The sequence below is a fragment of the Niallia sp. genome (genome assembly GCF_031978665.1).
In the GTDB taxonomy this organism is placed as follows: Bacteria; Bacillota; Bacilli; order Bacillales; family Cytobacillaceae; genus Niallia.
The window spans coordinates 1-15890 of sequence record NZ_DALZDK010000045.1 but is presented as its reverse complement, the minus strand read 5'-3'; the positions used below and the strand labels follow the sequence as shown (position 1 = coordinate 15890).

At 34.2% G+C, this 15890-nt stretch carries 16 protein-coding genes and 1 pseudogene; 16 read left to right on the top strand and 1 reads right to left on the bottom strand.

Annotated elements, in window-relative coordinates; genetic code table 11:
• The 5 genes and pseudogenes from RTL21_RS20370 to rpsA all read left to right on the top strand — a co-directional run.
• Positions 1–174 (top strand): annotated as a pseudogene (locus tag RTL21_RS20370) (germination protein YpeB); the annotation flags it as partial.
• A gap of 319 nt (positions 175–493) precedes the next feature.
• The gene (locus tag RTL21_RS20365) at positions 494–1165 is read left to right on the top strand and encodes a flagellar brake protein (protein ID WP_312098588.1); all 672 of its coding nucleotides are present in this window, start codon (positions 494–496) and stop codon (positions 1163–1165) included.
• Positions 1166–1301: 136 nt separating this feature from the next.
• Positions 1302–1475, top strand: coding sequence for a DUF5359 family protein (locus tag RTL21_RS20360; RefSeq protein ID WP_312098586.1), 174 nt, complete (start codon positions 1302–1304; stop codon positions 1473–1475).
• A 287-nt stretch (positions 1476–1762) separates the two neighbouring features.
• Complete coding sequence (gene cmk, locus RTL21_RS20355) at positions 1763–2440, top strand: (d)CMP kinase (protein WP_312098584.1); 678 nt, start codon at positions 1763–1765, stop codon at positions 2438–2440.
• A 192-nt stretch (positions 2441–2632) separates the two neighbouring features.
• Positions 2633–3772 carry a 30S ribosomal protein S1 gene (rpsA, locus tag RTL21_RS20350; RefSeq protein WP_312098582.1) on the top strand — a complete coding sequence of 380 codons (1140 nt, stop codon included), beginning with the start codon at positions 2633–2635 and terminating at the stop codon, positions 3770–3772.
• Between the two features lie 86 nt (positions 3773–3858).
• On the opposite strand, the gene RTL21_RS20345 is transcribed toward rpsA, so the two are convergent.
• Entirely contained in the window at positions 3859–3996 is a 138-nt protein-coding gene (locus RTL21_RS20345) for a YpzI family protein (protein WP_312098580.1), read from the bottom strand.
• Between the two features lie 217 nt (positions 3997–4213).
• On the opposite strand from RTL21_RS20345, the gene RTL21_RS20340 reads away from it, so the two are divergent.
• The 11 genes from RTL21_RS20340 (at position 4214) to ndk (ending at position 15729) form a co-directional block, all read left to right on the top strand.
• Positions 4214–4822 carry a YphA family membrane protein gene (locus RTL21_RS20340; RefSeq protein WP_312098578.1) on the top strand — a complete coding sequence of 203 codons (609 nt, stop codon included), beginning with the start codon at positions 4214–4216 and terminating at the stop codon, positions 4820–4822.
• Positions 4819–5709 (top strand): YIEGIA family protein, encoded by an 891-nt coding sequence (locus RTL21_RS20335; RefSeq protein WP_312098576.1) that lies wholly within the window; start codon positions 4819–4821, stop codon positions 5707–5709. Before RTL21_RS20340 ends, RTL21_RS20335 begins: the two co-directional genes overlap by 4 nt.
• A complete protein-coding gene (locus RTL21_RS20330; protein WP_312098574.1) occupies positions 5706–5891 on the top strand; it encodes a capping complex subunit for YIEGIA in 186 nt (61 codons plus the stop codon). The genes RTL21_RS20335 and RTL21_RS20330 overlap by 4 nt, the downstream gene beginning before the upstream one ends.
• A gap of 503 nt (positions 5892–6394) precedes the next feature.
• Complete coding sequence (der, locus tag RTL21_RS20325; protein ID WP_312098572.1) at positions 6395–7705, top strand: ribosome biogenesis GTPase Der; 1311 nt, start codon at positions 6395–6397, stop codon at positions 7703–7705.
• A 16-nt stretch (positions 7706–7721) separates the two neighbouring features.
• On the top strand, positions 7722–8771 hold the full coding sequence (locus RTL21_RS20320) for an NAD(P)H-dependent glycerol-3-phosphate dehydrogenase (RefSeq protein ID WP_312098570.1): 1050 nt from the start codon (positions 7722–7724) through the stop codon (positions 8769–8771).
• 798 nt (positions 8772–9569) lie between these two features.
• On the top strand, positions 9570–11048 hold the full coding sequence (gene spoIVA / locus RTL21_RS20315; protein WP_312098568.1) for a stage IV sporulation protein A: 1479 nt from the start codon (positions 9570–9572) through the stop codon (positions 11046–11048).
• Positions 11049–11570: 522 nt separating this feature from the next.
• Positions 11571–11843: a non-specific DNA-binding protein Hbs gene (gene hbs / locus RTL21_RS20310; RefSeq protein WP_312098566.1), complete on the top strand. Its 273-nt coding sequence runs from the start codon at positions 11571–11573 to the stop codon at positions 11841–11843.
• A gap of 311 nt (positions 11844–12154) precedes the next feature.
• Positions 12155–12973 carry a heptaprenyl diphosphate synthase component 1 gene (locus tag RTL21_RS20305; protein ID WP_312098564.1) on the top strand — a complete coding sequence of 273 codons (819 nt, stop codon included), beginning with the start codon at positions 12155–12157 and terminating at the stop codon, positions 12971–12973.
• Positions 12974–12979: 6 nt separating this feature from the next.
• Positions 12980–13681, top strand: coding sequence for a demethylmenaquinone methyltransferase (locus tag RTL21_RS20300; protein ID WP_312098562.1), 702 nt, complete (start codon positions 12980–12982; stop codon positions 13679–13681).
• Positions 13682–14184: 503 nt separating this feature from the next.
• A complete protein-coding gene (gene hepT / locus RTL21_RS20295) occupies positions 14185–15147 on the top strand; it encodes a heptaprenyl diphosphate synthase component II (RefSeq protein ID WP_312098560.1) in 963 nt (320 codons plus the stop codon).
• A gap of 135 nt (positions 15148–15282) precedes the next feature.
• Positions 15283–15729, top strand: coding sequence for a nucleoside-diphosphate kinase (gene ndk, locus RTL21_RS20290; RefSeq protein ID WP_312098558.1), 447 nt, complete (start codon positions 15283–15285; stop codon positions 15727–15729).
• The last annotated feature ends 161 nt before the right edge of the window (positions 15730–15890 follow it).

Below are 15890 nucleotides of genomic sequence, written 5' to 3'. Positions count from 1 at the left end.
GATGATGGATTAGCAATAATCCTTAATGATCTGAATGAAGAAGTTTTATGCTATGAATTTATTGGGACATTAGGAGAAGATACGTATCGAATTTATATAAATGCAGATAATGGAATAGAAGAAAAGGTAGAAAAATTAAAGAATGCTGAGCCAGTTTATGAAGAAGTAGTCTAATAAAAAATTATTAATGACAACAGCTGTCAACAGACTCTAAAGAGAGGATGTTGACAGTTTTTTTTTGAAGCATTACGAATAGCGACTTCTGCTTGTTGACGTTACACATTATGAATGGGTGGTATTGCCAAATATAAATCATTCATGCAATAATGATACATAAAAGTAGGTATATAGATATAGTGATGAAGTAATGTTTGTAAGCTTTTTGGACTATTCCGAAAAAAGGATTCGAATATAATAAAATAAACAATTATATAAAATACTTATTAATGGTATAAAATTCATATATGCCAATAAAAGGAAAGTGTGAGAAAAAGTGATTTCTATTGGAAATACATTTATTATTGAACCGATCCATGGTGGGGAAAAAATTGAACAATATAAAAGTCGTGTTTTAGGAATAGGAGAAAAATCCATTAATATTGAATATCCCATTCATCTGAAAACTAATAAACTGCTTTTTCTAATGAATGGTGCTCAATTAAGAGTTAATTTTGTTACAAGTGAAGGAATTGCTTATTTATTCCATTCGGAAGTTCTCGGAAGGAAAAAAGATAATAATGTACCATTACTTATCCTATCGTTGCCTGAACAAGATCAAATGATCAAAGTTCAACGAAGACAATTTGTACGAATTGAAACAAGTATTGATATTGCGATTCATCCATTAGAGGTAGAAAATAACTTTCTTCCATTTACAACTGTATCTTTAGATTTCAGTGCAGGCGGTTCTGCGGTTATCGTTCCAAAACATGTAAACTTGCAGGAAAATAGTAAGATTAAAGTTTCGTTAGTCTTACCTTTACAAAACGGAGAATACAATTATTTGCATTTATTTGCTGAAATCAAAAAAATCTTTGATTACAATGAACATAGCTATAAAATGACAATTGAATTTTTAGAAGTCGATCCTGTTGATCGCCAGTCGATGTTAAGATTTAGCTTTGACCGTCAATTATCCTTAAAAAAGAAAGGGCTTGAAATCTGAATAAAGGATTACAAATACTCCGATACTAATCATATAAATTTAAACGATAAAGGAGACAGTTTATGAATGCTATTGTTTTTAAGTTTCACTTTATCGTCTGCGAATTTAGTAGAGGCTAGTAAAAGGAGTGCGTCTAGTGAAAACGGTTGAAAGAATTATAATAAAAATAATCATGCTTCAAATCGTTTTTTTTATAGTAGGTCAAATATTTCATATGTGGGATATTATACCTGAAATAAGAACGATTACTCAATATGAAGGAGTTATGGATTCTAATTTTATCTCCTTTCTTGAAACTTTTGGAAGATAATGAATATGCTCTAGTAATGATTGATATATTTTCGTTGTTTTATTTTCCTATACAAACGAGCTATATAAATTAGCCGATATTATTGATAAAAAATCAAATGAAATATGTTAAAATAAAAGATAGATAAGCCATAATAATATAGGCTAGCTCTCTTTATTATAATCATGCTTCCTAATTTGAATGGTGCTAATAGCACGATACTATTCTTTTAAGGAATCAGAAATGGTGTGGGGAGTAATTTAGAATAAGATAATTGGTATTTGTGAGCCAGTAGTTCAGGAGGATTTATGGAAAAGAAAATTAGCATTGCAATAGATGGACCCGCAGCTGCAGGAAAGAGTACGGTTGCAAAGATTGTTGCGGAACAATTAGGATATATTTATATTGATACAGGTGCGATGTATAGAGCGTTAACCTATAAAGCAATAAATCATAATGTCAATCTAGAAGATGAAGAAAATTTAATAAATATGTTAAACGAAACAGTAATCGAATTGTTTCCAGGTGAGCAAGGACAATTAATTTTCTTGGATAACAAAGATGTTACAAAGGAAATTCGTTCCAGTGAAGTAACAAACTCCGTTTCAATTGTTTCTAAACATAAGCTTGTTAGGGAAGAAATGGTAAGAAGACAGCAAATGTTTGCAGTAAACGGTGGAGTGGTAATGGATGGTAGAGACATCGGTACCCATGTAATCCCTACAGCTGAAGTAAAGGTATTCCTGTTAGCTTCTGTAGATGAAAGAGCTATAAGAAGACATAAAGAGAACTTACAAAAAGGATATGAGTCAGATCTAGAACAATTAAAACAGGAAATTGCTGCTAGAGACAAGCTAGATTCAGAGCGTGAAATTGCTCCATTGAAGAAGGCGGATGATGCAATCGAAATTGATACGACTTCTTTATCTATAAATGATGTGGTAGATAAAATTATGGAATTAACCAAAGAAAGAATAAGTAATTAACAGATAAGAGTTGGGAAGATTCATTTAATCTTATAAACTATTCTAGTATTTCTTACTTGACAAAAAAACAAGTTTGTAAGAACTTTAAAGAGAAGGATTCTTATAATTCGTATGCATGATTAATTTATTTAAACTGTGTGTTCATTTTTCAAGAGAATGTTCAGGCAGGATAGAGTCGAAGGAGGAGTACATATGTCTGAGGAATTAAATGATGTAGTTGTAAATAATTATACTGTTGGAGACGTAGTAAATGGTCAGATTACGAAGGTGGAAGAAAAACAGGTAATTGTAGCAATCAGTGATAGTAAACTTGATGGGATTATACCAATAAGTGAATTATCTAGCCTGCACATTGAAAAAGCAAGCGATGTTGTTTCAGAAGGAGACAACCTTGAATTAGAAGTGATTAAAGTAGAAGAAGATGCTCTAGTTTTATCAAAAAGAAAAGTCGATGCTGAAAAAGCATGGGATCAACTTGAAGAAAAGTTCAAATCAGGCGAGGTTTTTGAAGCCGAAGTAAAAGACGTTGTAAAAGGCGGCCTTGTTGTTGACCTTGGTGTAAGAGGCTTTGTACCTGCCTCCTTAGTAGAAGCTCATTATGTAGAAGATTTTTCTGATTATAAAGGGAAAATAATTTCTTTTAAAATTGTAGAATTAGAAAAAGATAAAAGTCGCCTTATTTTATCCCATCGTGCAGTAGTGGAGGAAGAAAAAAATAAGCAAAAGCAAAATCTCCTTGACTCGATTGAAGCTGGACAAACATTGACAGGAACTGTTCAAAGAATTACTGATTTTGGTGCATTTGTAGATTTAGGAGGCATTGATGGATTAGTTCATATTTCTCAATTGTCTCATGAACATATTTCTAGCCCAACAGATGTCGTTCAAGAAGGACAGGAAGTAAATGTGAAGGTACTAAGTGTAGATCGTAATAATGATCGTATCTCTTTATCTATTAAAGAAACACAACCAGGACCTTGGGCTAATATTGCGGCTCGTGCAGAAAAAGGTAGTGTGCTAGATGGTACGGTAAAACGTATCGTTTCATATGGTGCATTTGTTGAAGTATTCCCAGGTGTAGAAGGGCTTGTTCATATCTCCCAAATTGCACATAAACATATTGGGACACCACATGAAGTATTAAAAGAAGGACAAGAAGTACAAGTGAAAGTTTTAGACGTCAACGAAGAAGAGCAACGTCTTTCTTTAAGCATTAAAGAATTAACAGAGAAAGAAGTGGACGAGGAAGAGGTATATGAGCTTCCAGAAGAATCAAAAGGTTTCCAATTAGGTGATATGATTGGAGAACAATTGAAGAAATTGAAAAACTAAGTTCTTTGTTTAATAAAGGTTCTTTGCTAATAAAAGATAAAGAAGAGATCATGGGGTGGCCATTTAAGGTCACCCTTTTTTGCTTACTACTTATTATCGTTTAATAATCTGCCTTCTTCTGGACTTTGTAATCGAGTTGATCCATTATAATGAAGTGCTTGATCACGATCCGATTCCACGCTGTTACTTTTTCTTAATTTTTTCTCCTGTCTATCCTTACCCATAATATTTGCCTCCAGTTCATTAATCGATCCATTATTTAAAATGGATCGTTTAGCTTCCTTAATGGAAGTTTCTTTTTATTATTCTACAGAAGGTTCGAAACTATTTTATGAAAAAAATCCCTATCGAATAACAAAATTTTTTCCACTGTTTACTGTATCTTTATCGTTTAAATTACATAATTCCGAGACATAATGTGAAAGTAGGAGAGTGAGAATGATGGAAGGATTAATCTTTTTATTTTGTACATGGTTTATATGGATTATTACGACCTTCTTTATGGATAAAGAAAATCAAAAGCGAACGGAATTTTCTATTTATTTATTATTAGCAATTGTTTTAAGCCCTTTTAAATGGGAATGGCATGATATTAGTTGTTCTATTTTACTCGTAGTCATATTAATTATATCGTTTTTTTATACGGGGCGTTTACGCTGGAAAACAGCTATTTATATTATTATATCGTCTTTTTTTATGATGTTAGCTTATACAACTTATGAACTAATGGCAATCATTGATCCGATATGGAAATTCCTTCCTGACCCTTGGCTTAAAGCAAGTATGCTATTTGTTTTGGTTCTCCTATTACATAAAAATATCGTATGTCAAATACTTATTTTGCTAATCGGAAGTATAAATGGAGAAATTCTATTGAGTGGCATTTTAAGAAATTATCAAATGGAGTATTCGGTTGGTTCCATGACTTTTTTTGATTTTTTAATGTTAGGGGTACTTGGGTTCTTATCTCTTTCTTATATAAGAAAGATACTTGTGAAATGGGAACAGCATGTATTTATGCTTGAAAAGGAGAGACAAAAAAACGTATGAGTAATTTCACTTATCCAATCCTATTTGGAGTAATTGTTGGGACAGCGTTAAGGATGTATATGCTACGAACAGATTATCGGCAATATCCTACCTATTTACACGGAAAAATTATTCATATCGCGTTAGGGTTCATAGCTGCAGGATTGGGAGCGGTTGCTATCCCTGCTATTCTAAACAAAGATTATACTGCGGTAACGTTCTTAACTGTTGCAGCATCTCAATTTCGAGAGGTTAGAAATATGGAAAGAAATACGCTTACAGAATTAGATAGTTTTGAAATGGTTCCAAGAGGAAAAACATATATTGAAGGAATTGCTATTGCTTTTGAAAGTAGAAACTATTTAGTTATGTTTGCAGGTCTAATTAGCACTTTTGGCTATATTGCTTTTAATATATGGACAGGAATTCTCGCAGCCATCATCTCTATAGTGGTAGCAAAAAAATTGATGTCTGGAGGTCAATTAAAGGAAATTGTAGATATAACATATGCGAAACCAGTCTTTGAAGATTCTGGTTTATATGTAGATACAATTTATATAATGAATATTGGCTTACCAGAACGGCAGAAGGAAGTTTTAAAATATGGAATGGGTTTTATCTTAACTCCAAAAAACTTCAATGCAAGAACAACCATAGCAAATTTAGGCCAAAGGCAAGCAATTTTATATGATGTGACTACTGCACTTGGTGTCTATCGAGACTCAGGGACTCCTGCCTTAGTACCTTTAGCTAAAAGAGACTTAGAAGATGGCAGAGTGGCTGTATTTGTATTACCTCAAATACAAAACGAAAAAAAGGCGATTCGAATTATTGGCGCAGTCCCGACGTTAGAGAATGCTATTCGTATGCCGAGTAAACGTTTAGAAAGAGAGGGAGAGGTGGAATGAATCTAGAAAAATACATATTAGCCTCGATTACAACTAATCCCAAGAAGGTTCCGCCAGGAAGTGGTGTGTTTTATTGTGAAAATACGGCTGAAATGGAGAAAGTTGCTACTAATTTAGAAGCGATATTAGATGGGATTGCTCATAAAATTGGAGAAGAAGTTTATATTATTGTAAAGCATTAATACTTAAATAAGTGTTTAAAAATGAGTAGTATTTGAAAAGAAATGCAGGTTTATGTTGCTAGGATAACATCTCTTTGATAAAATGTTTTAGTTAGGGGTCTACCTTACTATATTTGGGTTAGCCCCTATTTTTACTATTTTTTGTTAAAGGGTATTACTTGAACAATCGATTATTGGTTTCACTCTGTTTAGAATCTTATGAATAAGTTTTTTGTTCTGCGTGTAATATTGCTATTTTTAATAGGAATTTTAAGTGCTGTCTAGATAGCATGATTGATTAGCGGTATTTTAGCTTAAAAAACAACAATTCGCATGAGAATGTTTTCTAATGTAGACGAAGCTATAAAAGCGGGAGTCACTAAAATTCTTGGTACTAACGTTCATAAAAGGAATAAATAATCTAGGAATGTTCTTTAACACCGTGATTGCCTAGCGTTGAGAATATTTTGCTAAGGAATCATGTTGCATGGATAGAATGATAATGTGTGAAGGGAATGATAGCGATGGCTAAACCAGTTATTGCGATAGTTGGACGACCAAATGTAGGGAAATCAACTATCTTTAATCGGATAGTAGGAGAACGTATTTCAATTGTAGAAGATATACCAGGAGTCACGAGAGATCGAATCTATAGTTCAGCAGAATGGTTAAACCATGATTTTAACCTTATTGATACGGGTGGTATTGATATTGGAGATGAACCGTTTTTAGATCAAATTCGCATGCAAGCAGAAATTGCAATAGAGGAAGCGGATGTTATCATCTTTATTACTAATGGACGTGAAGGGGTTACTTCAGCAGATGAAGAAGTAGCTAAAATCTTATATAAAGCGAAGAAGCCTGTTGTACTTGCGGTTAATAAAGTCGATAATCCAGACATGAGAGAGCAAATTTATGATTTTTATGCATTAGGTTTTGGAGAACCGTTTCCAATATCAGGTTCACACGGGTTAGGTCTTGGAGATTTATTGGATGAAGCTGCCAATCATTTTCCGAAACGTGATACAAAGGATTATGACGATGATGTCATTAAATTTTCACTTATCGGGAGACCGAATGTAGGAAAATCATCACTAGTTAATGCGATGTTAGGAGAAGAGCGAGTAATCGTAAGTAATGTAGCTGGTACGACGCGTGATGCAATTGATTCTGAAGTGACGGTGAATGGAGAGAAATTTGTAATCATCGATACAGCAGGAATGAGAAAAAAAGGTAAAGTATACGAATCAACAGAGAAATACAGTGTATTAAGAGCGTTACGTGCAATTGAGAGATCTGACGTTGTTTTAGTTGTCATCGATGGAGAAGAAGGAATTATCGAACAGGATAAAAAAATTGCTGGATATGCGCATGAGGCTGGAAGAGCAGTTATTATTGTAGTCAATAAATGGGATGCAGTAGAAAAAGATGAGAAAACAATGAAAACATTTGAACAAAATATTAGGGAGCATTTCTTATTCTTGGATTATGCGCCAATTGTTTTCCTTTCTGCAAAAACGAAAAAACGTATCCATACATTAATTCCAATGATTAAAGTTGCTAGTGAAAATCATACCCGCAGAGTGGAAACAAGTGTGTTGAATGATGTCATTATGGACGCTGTAGCAATGAATCCTACTCCGACTGACAAAGGAAAAAGACTAAAGATTTACTACACTACTCAAGTTGCGGTAGGACCGCCGACTTTTGTCGTTTTTGTAAATGATCCAGAATTGCTTCACTTTTCTTACGAGCGATTTTTAGAAAATCGAATTAGAGATGCTTTTGGTTTTGAAGGAACACCGATTAAAATCTTTGCAAGAGAAAGAAAATAAAAGAGGTGTAAAGAGGATGAAAGGTCAAAAATCTGTAGCGATGATTGGTGCTGGTAGCTGGGGAACAGCACTTTCATTAGTACTTGGGGACAATGGTCACAATGTTCGTATTTGGGGGAAAGATGAGAAAAATATTGCGGAGATAAATAGCCTGCATCAAAACAGCAAATATTTACCTGGCATTACCTTGCCTAAAGAAGTAGTGGCAACTACTTCTTTAGAAGAAAGTGTTCGTGATGTGGATTTTATTATTTTAGCCGTACCAACAAAAGCGATGCGTGAGGTAATTCCGCAATTGCTTCCATTTGTTAAAGAGCCGAAAACATTCGTTCATGTTAGTAAAGGAATTGAGCCGGGGACACTAATGCGAATCTCTGAAATAATCGAGGAAGAGATACCTGAAAGTAAGCGTAAAAGTATTGTGGTACTATCTGGACCTAGTCATGCGGAGGAAGTGAGTCTTCGGCATCCGACGACCGTTACAGTATCCTCCAAGAATATGACCGAAGCGGAACTAGTTCAAGATTTATTTATTAATCATAATTTTCGAGTATATACAAATCCAGATCTTATTGGTGTGGAAATTGGAGGAGCATTAAAAAATATAATCGCTGTTTGTGCAGGGATAGCTGATGGTTTAGGGTTCGGCGATAATGCGAAGGCTGCTTTAATTACAAGAGGTCTTGCAGAAATGGCCAGGCTAGGAACGAGAATGGGAGCGAATCCGCTCACGTTTGCAGGTCTTACTGGAATTGGAGACTTAATTGTTACCTGTACAAGTGTTCATTCTAGAAACTGGAGAGCAGGTAATATGCTGGGGAAAGGCCAAGCGTTAGAAGAAGTTCTAAAACAAATGGGAATGGTTGTTGAAGGAATTCGTACAACAAAAGCAGCGCATCAGCTTTCAGAAAAATACGGTGTAACGATGCCTATCACCAATGCCTTATTCGAGATTTTATTTAATGGCCAAGATGCAAAAGCTGCTGTAGAAAGCTTAATGGCAAGAGGAAAAACGAATGAAATGGAAGATTTAATAAACATTCTTGCCTCTCAGTACATAGAATAAGAAAAGGGTGTTTTTTTAAAGAATGTTGTTTTTTCAATAGGGAAAATAAAGTGTTCAGCCTGTGGAGAAAAGCAAAAACTTTACGAAAACAAATAAGATGGGCATTCGTAATTCCTTTCTTATAAAAAGACGAAAAAAGGAAATCTTTTTAAATAAATATAGGCGTTTTAATGGTTCGAAAATGGATGTAATAACATAAAATGCTTTGAAGCAACCTAGTGGAATGAACAGGGTTTGGGTCATATAGTCAATGGAAAATCAAAGTAAGAAGTTTCCCCTACTTTTTACTTTGATTTTTTTTATTTCAGTAATTATTAGGAATAAGGACGGAATGTTCAATTTCTATGTGACAGTAATCTAAATGAATGATTGTATTTAAAGTGTGAATGAAGAAATAAGTTGATTGGCTTAATAGGCTGACTGAATGACTAACTTTATTCGTCTCCTTCCTGCCCCTTTTCTATCTTTTTTCCAAACAAAATGTCATATCCCTTCTCTTCCTGTATATATTGAAGAGAAGGTTTTTTATTTTATGCATAAAAGAACAAATGGGATTATTCCTACCTTTATAGGAATCCACGCTAGTTCTAGAAACAAATAAAGCGTATCGATGGGTACCATTTTTACGTTCATAAACAAATAACTTGCTATGTAAATATAAAAACTAGCAAAAAAAAGGAGGGGAAAATAAAAAATAAGTCATAAAGAGATAGGACAACATCATAAATATATATTGTCTAATAGTATTAAATGGATAATTCTATCCCATGTACTAGGAAAAGTTCAGGAGGGGATCACTTGGAAAAGGTAAATATTTTTAAAGATATTGCCGAAAGAACGGGCGGTGATATTTACTTAGGTGTAGTAGGTGCAGTACGTACTGGAAAATCAACTTTTATAAAAAAATTCATGGAATTGGTTGTCATTCCGAATATGGAAAATGAAGGGGAAAGAACAAGAACAAAAGATGAGCTTCCTCAAAGTGCAGCAGGAAAAACAATCATGACAACAGAACCGAAGTTCGTTCCGAATCAAGCGGCCTCTATTAAAGTAGATGATGGATTAGAAGTGAATATTAGGCTTGTTGATTGTGTTGGCTATACAGTACCTGGAGCACAGGGGTATGAGGATGAGAATGGCCCTAGAATGATAAATACACCATGGTATGAGGAGCCTATCCCATTTCATGAAGCTGCTGAAATAGGAACACGAAAGGTGATTCAAGAGCACAGTACAATTGGCGTTGTCATTACAACAGATGGTACCATTGGTGATATTCCAAGAAGTAACTATCTAGAAGCTGAGAATAGAGTGATTGAAGAACTAAAAGAGGTTGGGAAGCCGTTTATTATGATTATTAACAGCGCACAGCCATATCATCCTAATACAGAAGTATTAAAGAACGAGCTTTCAGAAAAATACGATATTCCTGTAATCGCAATGAGTGTAGAAAGCATGCGCGAGGCAGATGTCTTAAATGTGATGCGCGAAGCATTATTCGAGTTTCCTGTGTTAGAAGTAAATGTGAATTTGCCGAGTTGGGTAATGGTATTAAGAGAAAATCATTGGTTAAGAGATAATTATCAAGAAGCAGTAAAAGAAACAGTAAAAGACATTAAGAGATTAAGAGATGTAGATCGAGTTGTATCTCAATTTAGTGAATATGAATTTATTGAAAATGCAGGTCTTGCTGGCATTGAGATGGGGCAAGGAATTGCCGAGATCGACCTATTTGCGCCAGATGAGTTATATGATGATATCTTGAAAGAAATTGTTGGGGTTGAGATTAGAGGTAAAGACCATCTACTAGAATTAATGCAAGACTTTGCCCATGCAAAAACGGAGTATGATCAAATTTCAGATGCATTAAAAATGGTGAAGCAAACAGGCTATGGGATAGCTGCTCCATCCCTAGTAGATATGAGTCTAGATGAACCTGAAATTATTCGTCAGGGTTCAAGATTTGGAGTTAGACTGAAAGCTGTTGCACCGTCTATCCATATGATTAAGGTAGATGTAGAAAGTGAATTCGCACCAATAATTGGATCTGAAAAACAAAGTGAGGAATTAGTTAGATACTTAATGCAGGATTTTGAGGATGATCCGTTATCAATTTGGAATTCGGATATTTTTGGAAGAAGCTTGAGCTCCATCGTTCGGGAGGGAATTCAGGCTAAACTCTCACTGATGCCAGAAAATGCACGCTATAAATTAAAAGAGACATTGGAAAGAATCATTAATGAAGGTTCTGGTGGACTAATAGCAATTATTTTGTAAGAACTCTATCTCTAGGGTTCTTTTTTTTGTGAAGGGACTGTTTTTAGTAAAAAGTGTGTTGGAGTTATTACTTAGAATCAAGATTGTAATGATAGCCTGTTATAAAAATTTGAAATATTAAGAGTCTTCTTTTATCTTAATACCCCTTTCCTATTAATAAAAATTCCATCTTTATATTTATATGTTATTGGCTGAATTCTGGATTAAAATGGTAAAATTATGGGTGGAATGTTACGCTTATATTTCAAAATAAGAAAATATTGCTATCATTATATAAAATTTCTTGATATGCATAAATGATTATGATAATCTTTTAAAGGAATTAGCGTTATATAAGGTTTCTTAATCTTTCCTAGAAGGAGTAAGTGGCTTTATAGTAGGATGCTTCTTAGAGTGAACAAATGTGTTTCATTTAAGAAAAAATTCGGTAGGACGTATATAATTCCGTTAATTTGTTTACAAATAAAGATATGAAACTAATTTTAAGCTTTTATTTGAAACACTCGGGAGGAGGTGAAAGGCATGAACAAGACAGAATTAATCAATGCAGTTGCTGAAGCAAGTGAACTATCAAAAAAGGACGCTACTAAAGCAGTTGACGCTGTTTTCGATACAATCTTGAATGCTTTAAAAAATGGTGATAAGGTTCAACTTATCGGTTTTGGTAACTTTGAGGTACGTGAGCGTGCGGCTCGTAAAGGTCGTAACCCACAAACTGGTGAAGAAATTGAAATCGCAGCAAGTAAAGTTCCTGCTTTTAAACCAGGTAAAGCACTTAAAGACGCAGTGAAATAATTACATACAATAATAGTATTTCACTAAAACCGCGAATTTTATCGCGGTTTTTTTTTATGAGATTTTTTAGTATAAACTATAAAGGGAACAGATGATTAAAATTACATGAGCTAAAGTGATTAGCAGGGATAGTAGCTTTCCCAAGTGGCTAATGTATCCCTTTACTTTCTCTTGTGATATAATAATTAAAATATATGATAGAAATGAAAAACTTTTTTATGGAGTAAGGATTGAAATTCTAGTTAATTAAATGCGAAAATCAATAATTTTTAGCAGTGAGCATGAATAGATATCCGCGAATATAGGAATAAATGGGGAACAAGGGTGATGTTATGGCTATACAGGAATTATTAGATAGTGTAAGAAAAAGAGTAGTTGAAAAAACCTCCAATCATTATTTACAAAAACATATATCAAATCCAATTTTGGATGAACATAAGCTTTTGCTAACTATATTTGTCCTTTTACAGGCAAATATAAAAAAACAAGATATTATTACATACGCAACGACTATTACACTTATTCAGATTGCCCTTGATACCCACGAGCTCGTTACAAATGAAAAGATGCATGAAGGGAACGAAAGGAATAGACAGTTAACTGTATTAGCTGGGGATTTATATAGTGGGCAATATTATAAAATATTAGCTGAGATTGAAGACTTTAAAATGCTTAAATTTTTGGCAGAAGGAATTAAAGAAGTTAACGAGAATAAAATATTCTTTTATCATCATAGTGCAAATAAAATAGAGCAAGTAATAGATAGTCTGAAAAATATCGAAGGAGCATTAATCCAAAAGCTTATTGACTATTATCAATTGGATGGATGGAAAGCTTTCGTTGCAGAGTTATTGTTCCTTCATCGAATCCACAAAGAAAAAGAGTTATTTTTTCATACAAATGGGTCAATAGTGGTAGATGCTTTTATAAAGTATGAAAATGAGAATAAGTTAATTTCCATAAATAAGAAAAATAAAGTAGCGGTGTTAGATAAATATATTAAAGAGACAAGCTCACGCGTAGAAGAATTGCTAGCAGATCTTCCTGCATTACAAACAGATTTTGGAGAAAACATCTATCAATTATGGAATGAAATGAATAAACAACAATTGTACGTAGAGGAAGGGTAAAGAAAAATGCAAGAGCATCAGTCTAAAGAAGAAAAGGTACATAATGTATTTGAAAAGATCTATGGTAATTATGATAAAATGAATTCGGTTATTAGCTTTCAGCAGCATAAATTATGGCGAAAAGACACGATGAAACGAATGAATGTTCCTAAAGGTGCAGCCTGTTTAGATGTATGCTGCGGAACTGCTGATTGGACAATTAGCTTAGCAAAGCAAGTTGGTCCGAATGGTCAAGTGATTGGTATTGATTTTAGTGAAAATATGCTGAGCATTGGAAAACAAAAAACAGTTGAGTATCAAAATACACAGCTAATTCATGGGAATGCAATGGAATTGCCATTTCCTGATAATCATTTTGATTTTGTTACAATCGGTTTTGGTTTACGTAATGTTCCAGACTACTTAACTGTCTTAAAAGAAATGAGAAGAGTGGTTAAACCTGGTGGGATGGTAGTATGTTTAGAAACCTCTCAACCAACGATGCCGATTTTTAGACAAAGCTATTATTTATACTTTAGATACATCATGCCGCTTTTCGGTAAGCTATTTGCCAAAAGCTATAAGGAATATTCATGGCTTCAGGAATCTGCACGCGACTTTCCAGGTATGAAAGAACTTGCTGATATGTTTAAAGAGGCGGGGTTAAATAAAGTAGGTTATAAGCCCTATTTTGGCGGTGTTGCTGCAGTTCATTTCGGTTATAAGTAAAAAGGTAATGGATAATAGTAATTATTAATAGAAATGAAATTCTTTACGAAAGGCTGTGTTTTAAAAGATAGTTGTTTTCTCAATAGAAAAAAAGAATTTGTTGGAAAAATGAAGCAGCCGGAATACACGTAGACGCCACAGGGATAAGCGAGACAAGAAGAAAGCAGGAGCGTGAGCGGACGAAGCGGCTTTAGCGCGAGCCCCACGGAAAGCGAAGTGTATTCCGGCTGAGGGCAATAGCAACAATACGAAATCAGCCTTAAGAAAAGAACCGTTTTTAACTGTTTGCTAAACGATTACTTTTTAAAAAATTTTATAATAATACAAGAGTAGCCTGAATACCTGTGAACTTATGCGAAGAGGTTAAAAGCTTGTTCATGGAAAGCATAATGTATTCATGCTGCTCACTTATAGCAACAAGCTTTATGAAAACAAACCTTTAGTAAAATAGAAAGTAATACATAATCATTTCAAAATATGGATACAAGTTGGGTGAGTAGTTAGTGAAATTAAAAATGATGTACTCATTTTTGAATTCGGATATAGAAAAAATTGAGAGAGCGCTTGAAGAAACAGTAAAAGCAAACTCTATCATATTACGTGAATCCTCCCTGCATTTATTACAAGCAGGCGGAAAAAGAATCCGTCCGATATTCGTATTGCTTGCTGGGCAGTTTGGTAACTATGATATTCAAAAAATAATAAAAGCTGCTGTATCATTAGAATTAATTCACATGGCATCTTTAGTTCATGATGATGTAATCGATGATTCAGATATAAGAAGAGGTCAGCCTACTATTAAAGCAAAGTGGGATAACAAGGTTGCAATGTATACAGGGGATTACATTTTTGCTCGGTCGATGGAAATTATGAGTGATATAAATCAGCCAGCTGCACACCGTGTCCTTGCTAATACAATAGTGGAAGTGTGTATCGGTGAAATTCAGCAAATCAAAGACAAATACAGGTTCGATCAAAATATTAGAGATTATTTTCGTAGAATAAAACGAAAAACAGCTTTGTTAATCTCAGCAAGTTCTTTAGTTGGTGCAATTGTTTCTGATGTAGAGGAAGAGTATCAACAAAAGCTATATCAATTCGGCTACTATGTCGGCATGTCTTATCAAATCATAGATGATGTGCTAGATTTTGTTGGTACAGAAAAAGAATTAGGAAAACCTGCAGGTGGAGACTTGCTTCAAGGGAATATTACATTACCTGTGTTATTTGCAATGGAAAAGGAAGAAGTTCGCCAAAAAGTAATTACCGTACATGAAGCAATGTCTAAGCAAGAATTAATGGAGGTTATTGATAGTATTAAAAATACGGATGCTATTGAGCGATCCTTGCAAGTTAGTGATATGTATTTAAACAAAGCTCTTCAAGCCATTCGTGATTTACCAGCAGGAAAAGCAAAATCAGCACTCACTAATATTGCAAAATATTTGGGGAAGCGCAAATTTTAGCGAGAAATATAATTTACAGCATACTATTAAAGATGAAAGCGTTTGAAAATTCTTTTGCAATATTTGGATTTTTATGTTAGATTTTTCATGAATAATCATATTTGCTTGTCTAATACATATGGTAGGAGTGAGCTTATGGAAAGAACATTTCTGATGGTAAAGCCAGATGGTGTGCAAAGAAACTTAATAGGGAAAATAGTAACCCGGTTTGAAGAAAAAGGTTTTCAACTTGTTGGAGCCAAGTTTATGTATATTTCGAAAGAGCTAGCAGAACAACATTATGCAGAGCATAAGGGTAAGCCGTTTTTTACACAATTAGTAGATTTTATAACTTCTGGTCCTGTTTTCGCAATGGTTTGGCAAGGGGAGGAAGTAATTACAAAAGCAAGACTGATGATGGGCAAAACAAACCCGCTAGACGCTTTACCAGGAACCATTAGAGGCGATTTTGGAGTAGTAAAACATAAAAATATTATTCATGGATCTGACGGAATAGAAAGTGCTCAAAGAGAAATTTCACTTTTCTTTGGGGAAGAAGAATTAGTAGAGTATAACAAATTATTAGATAATTGGATTTACTAACTATATCAAATGATAGCTGTCCTGTTTATACGGGGCAGCTATTTATATTGGTTCTAGTTACTTCCTTACGATAAGTTAACCAGTTTGTACGACGATAACCAGGCGCTTCCGCATTTCAACTGTCTAGCTCCGGGCACCCAGGGGCTGATGGGCTTCACGAT

Bases quoted from the DNA above. Each gene is read 5' to 3' on its own strand.
- rpsA (WP_312098582.1), top strand. From the start codon at position 2,633: ATGTCTGAGGAATTAAATGATGTAGTTGTAAATAATTATACTGTTGGA.
- RTL21_RS20300 (WP_312098562.1), top strand. From the start codon at position 12,980: ATGCAAGAGCATCAGTCTAAAGAAGAAAAGGTACATAATGTATTTGAA.
- der (WP_312098572.1), top strand. From the start codon at position 6,395: ATGGCTAAACCAGTTATTGCGATAGTTGGACGACCAAATGTAGGGAAA.
- ndk (WP_312098558.1), top strand. From the start codon at position 15,283: ATGGAAAGAACATTTCTGATGGTAAAGCCAGATGGTGTGCAAAGAAAC.
- RTL21_RS20330 (WP_312098574.1), top strand. From the start codon at position 5,706: ATGAATCTAGAAAAATACATATTAGCCTCGATTACAACTAATCCCAAG.
- RTL21_RS20320 (WP_312098570.1), top strand. From the start codon at position 7,722: ATGAAAGGTCAAAAATCTGTAGCGATGATTGGTGCTGGTAGCTGGGGA.
- RTL21_RS20305 (WP_312098564.1), top strand. From the start codon at position 12,155: ATGGGGAACAAGGGTGATGTTATGGCTATACAGGAATTATTAGATAGT.
- RTL21_RS20335 (WP_312098576.1), top strand. From the start codon at position 4,819: ATGAGTAATTTCACTTATCCAATCCTATTTGGAGTAATTGTTGGGACA.
- RTL21_RS20340 (WP_312098578.1), top strand. From the start codon at position 4,214: ATGGAAGGATTAATCTTTTTATTTTGTACATGGTTTATATGGATTATT.
- hbs (WP_312098566.1), top strand. From the start codon at position 11,571: ATGAACAAGACAGAATTAATCAATGCAGTTGCTGAAGCAAGTGAACTA.
- RTL21_RS20345 (WP_312098580.1), bottom strand. From the start codon at position 3,996: ATGGGTAAGGATAGACAGGAGAAAAAATTAAGAAAAAGTAACAGCGTG.
- cmk (WP_312098584.1), top strand. From the start codon at position 1,763: ATGGAAAAGAAAATTAGCATTGCAATAGATGGACCCGCAGCTGCAGGA.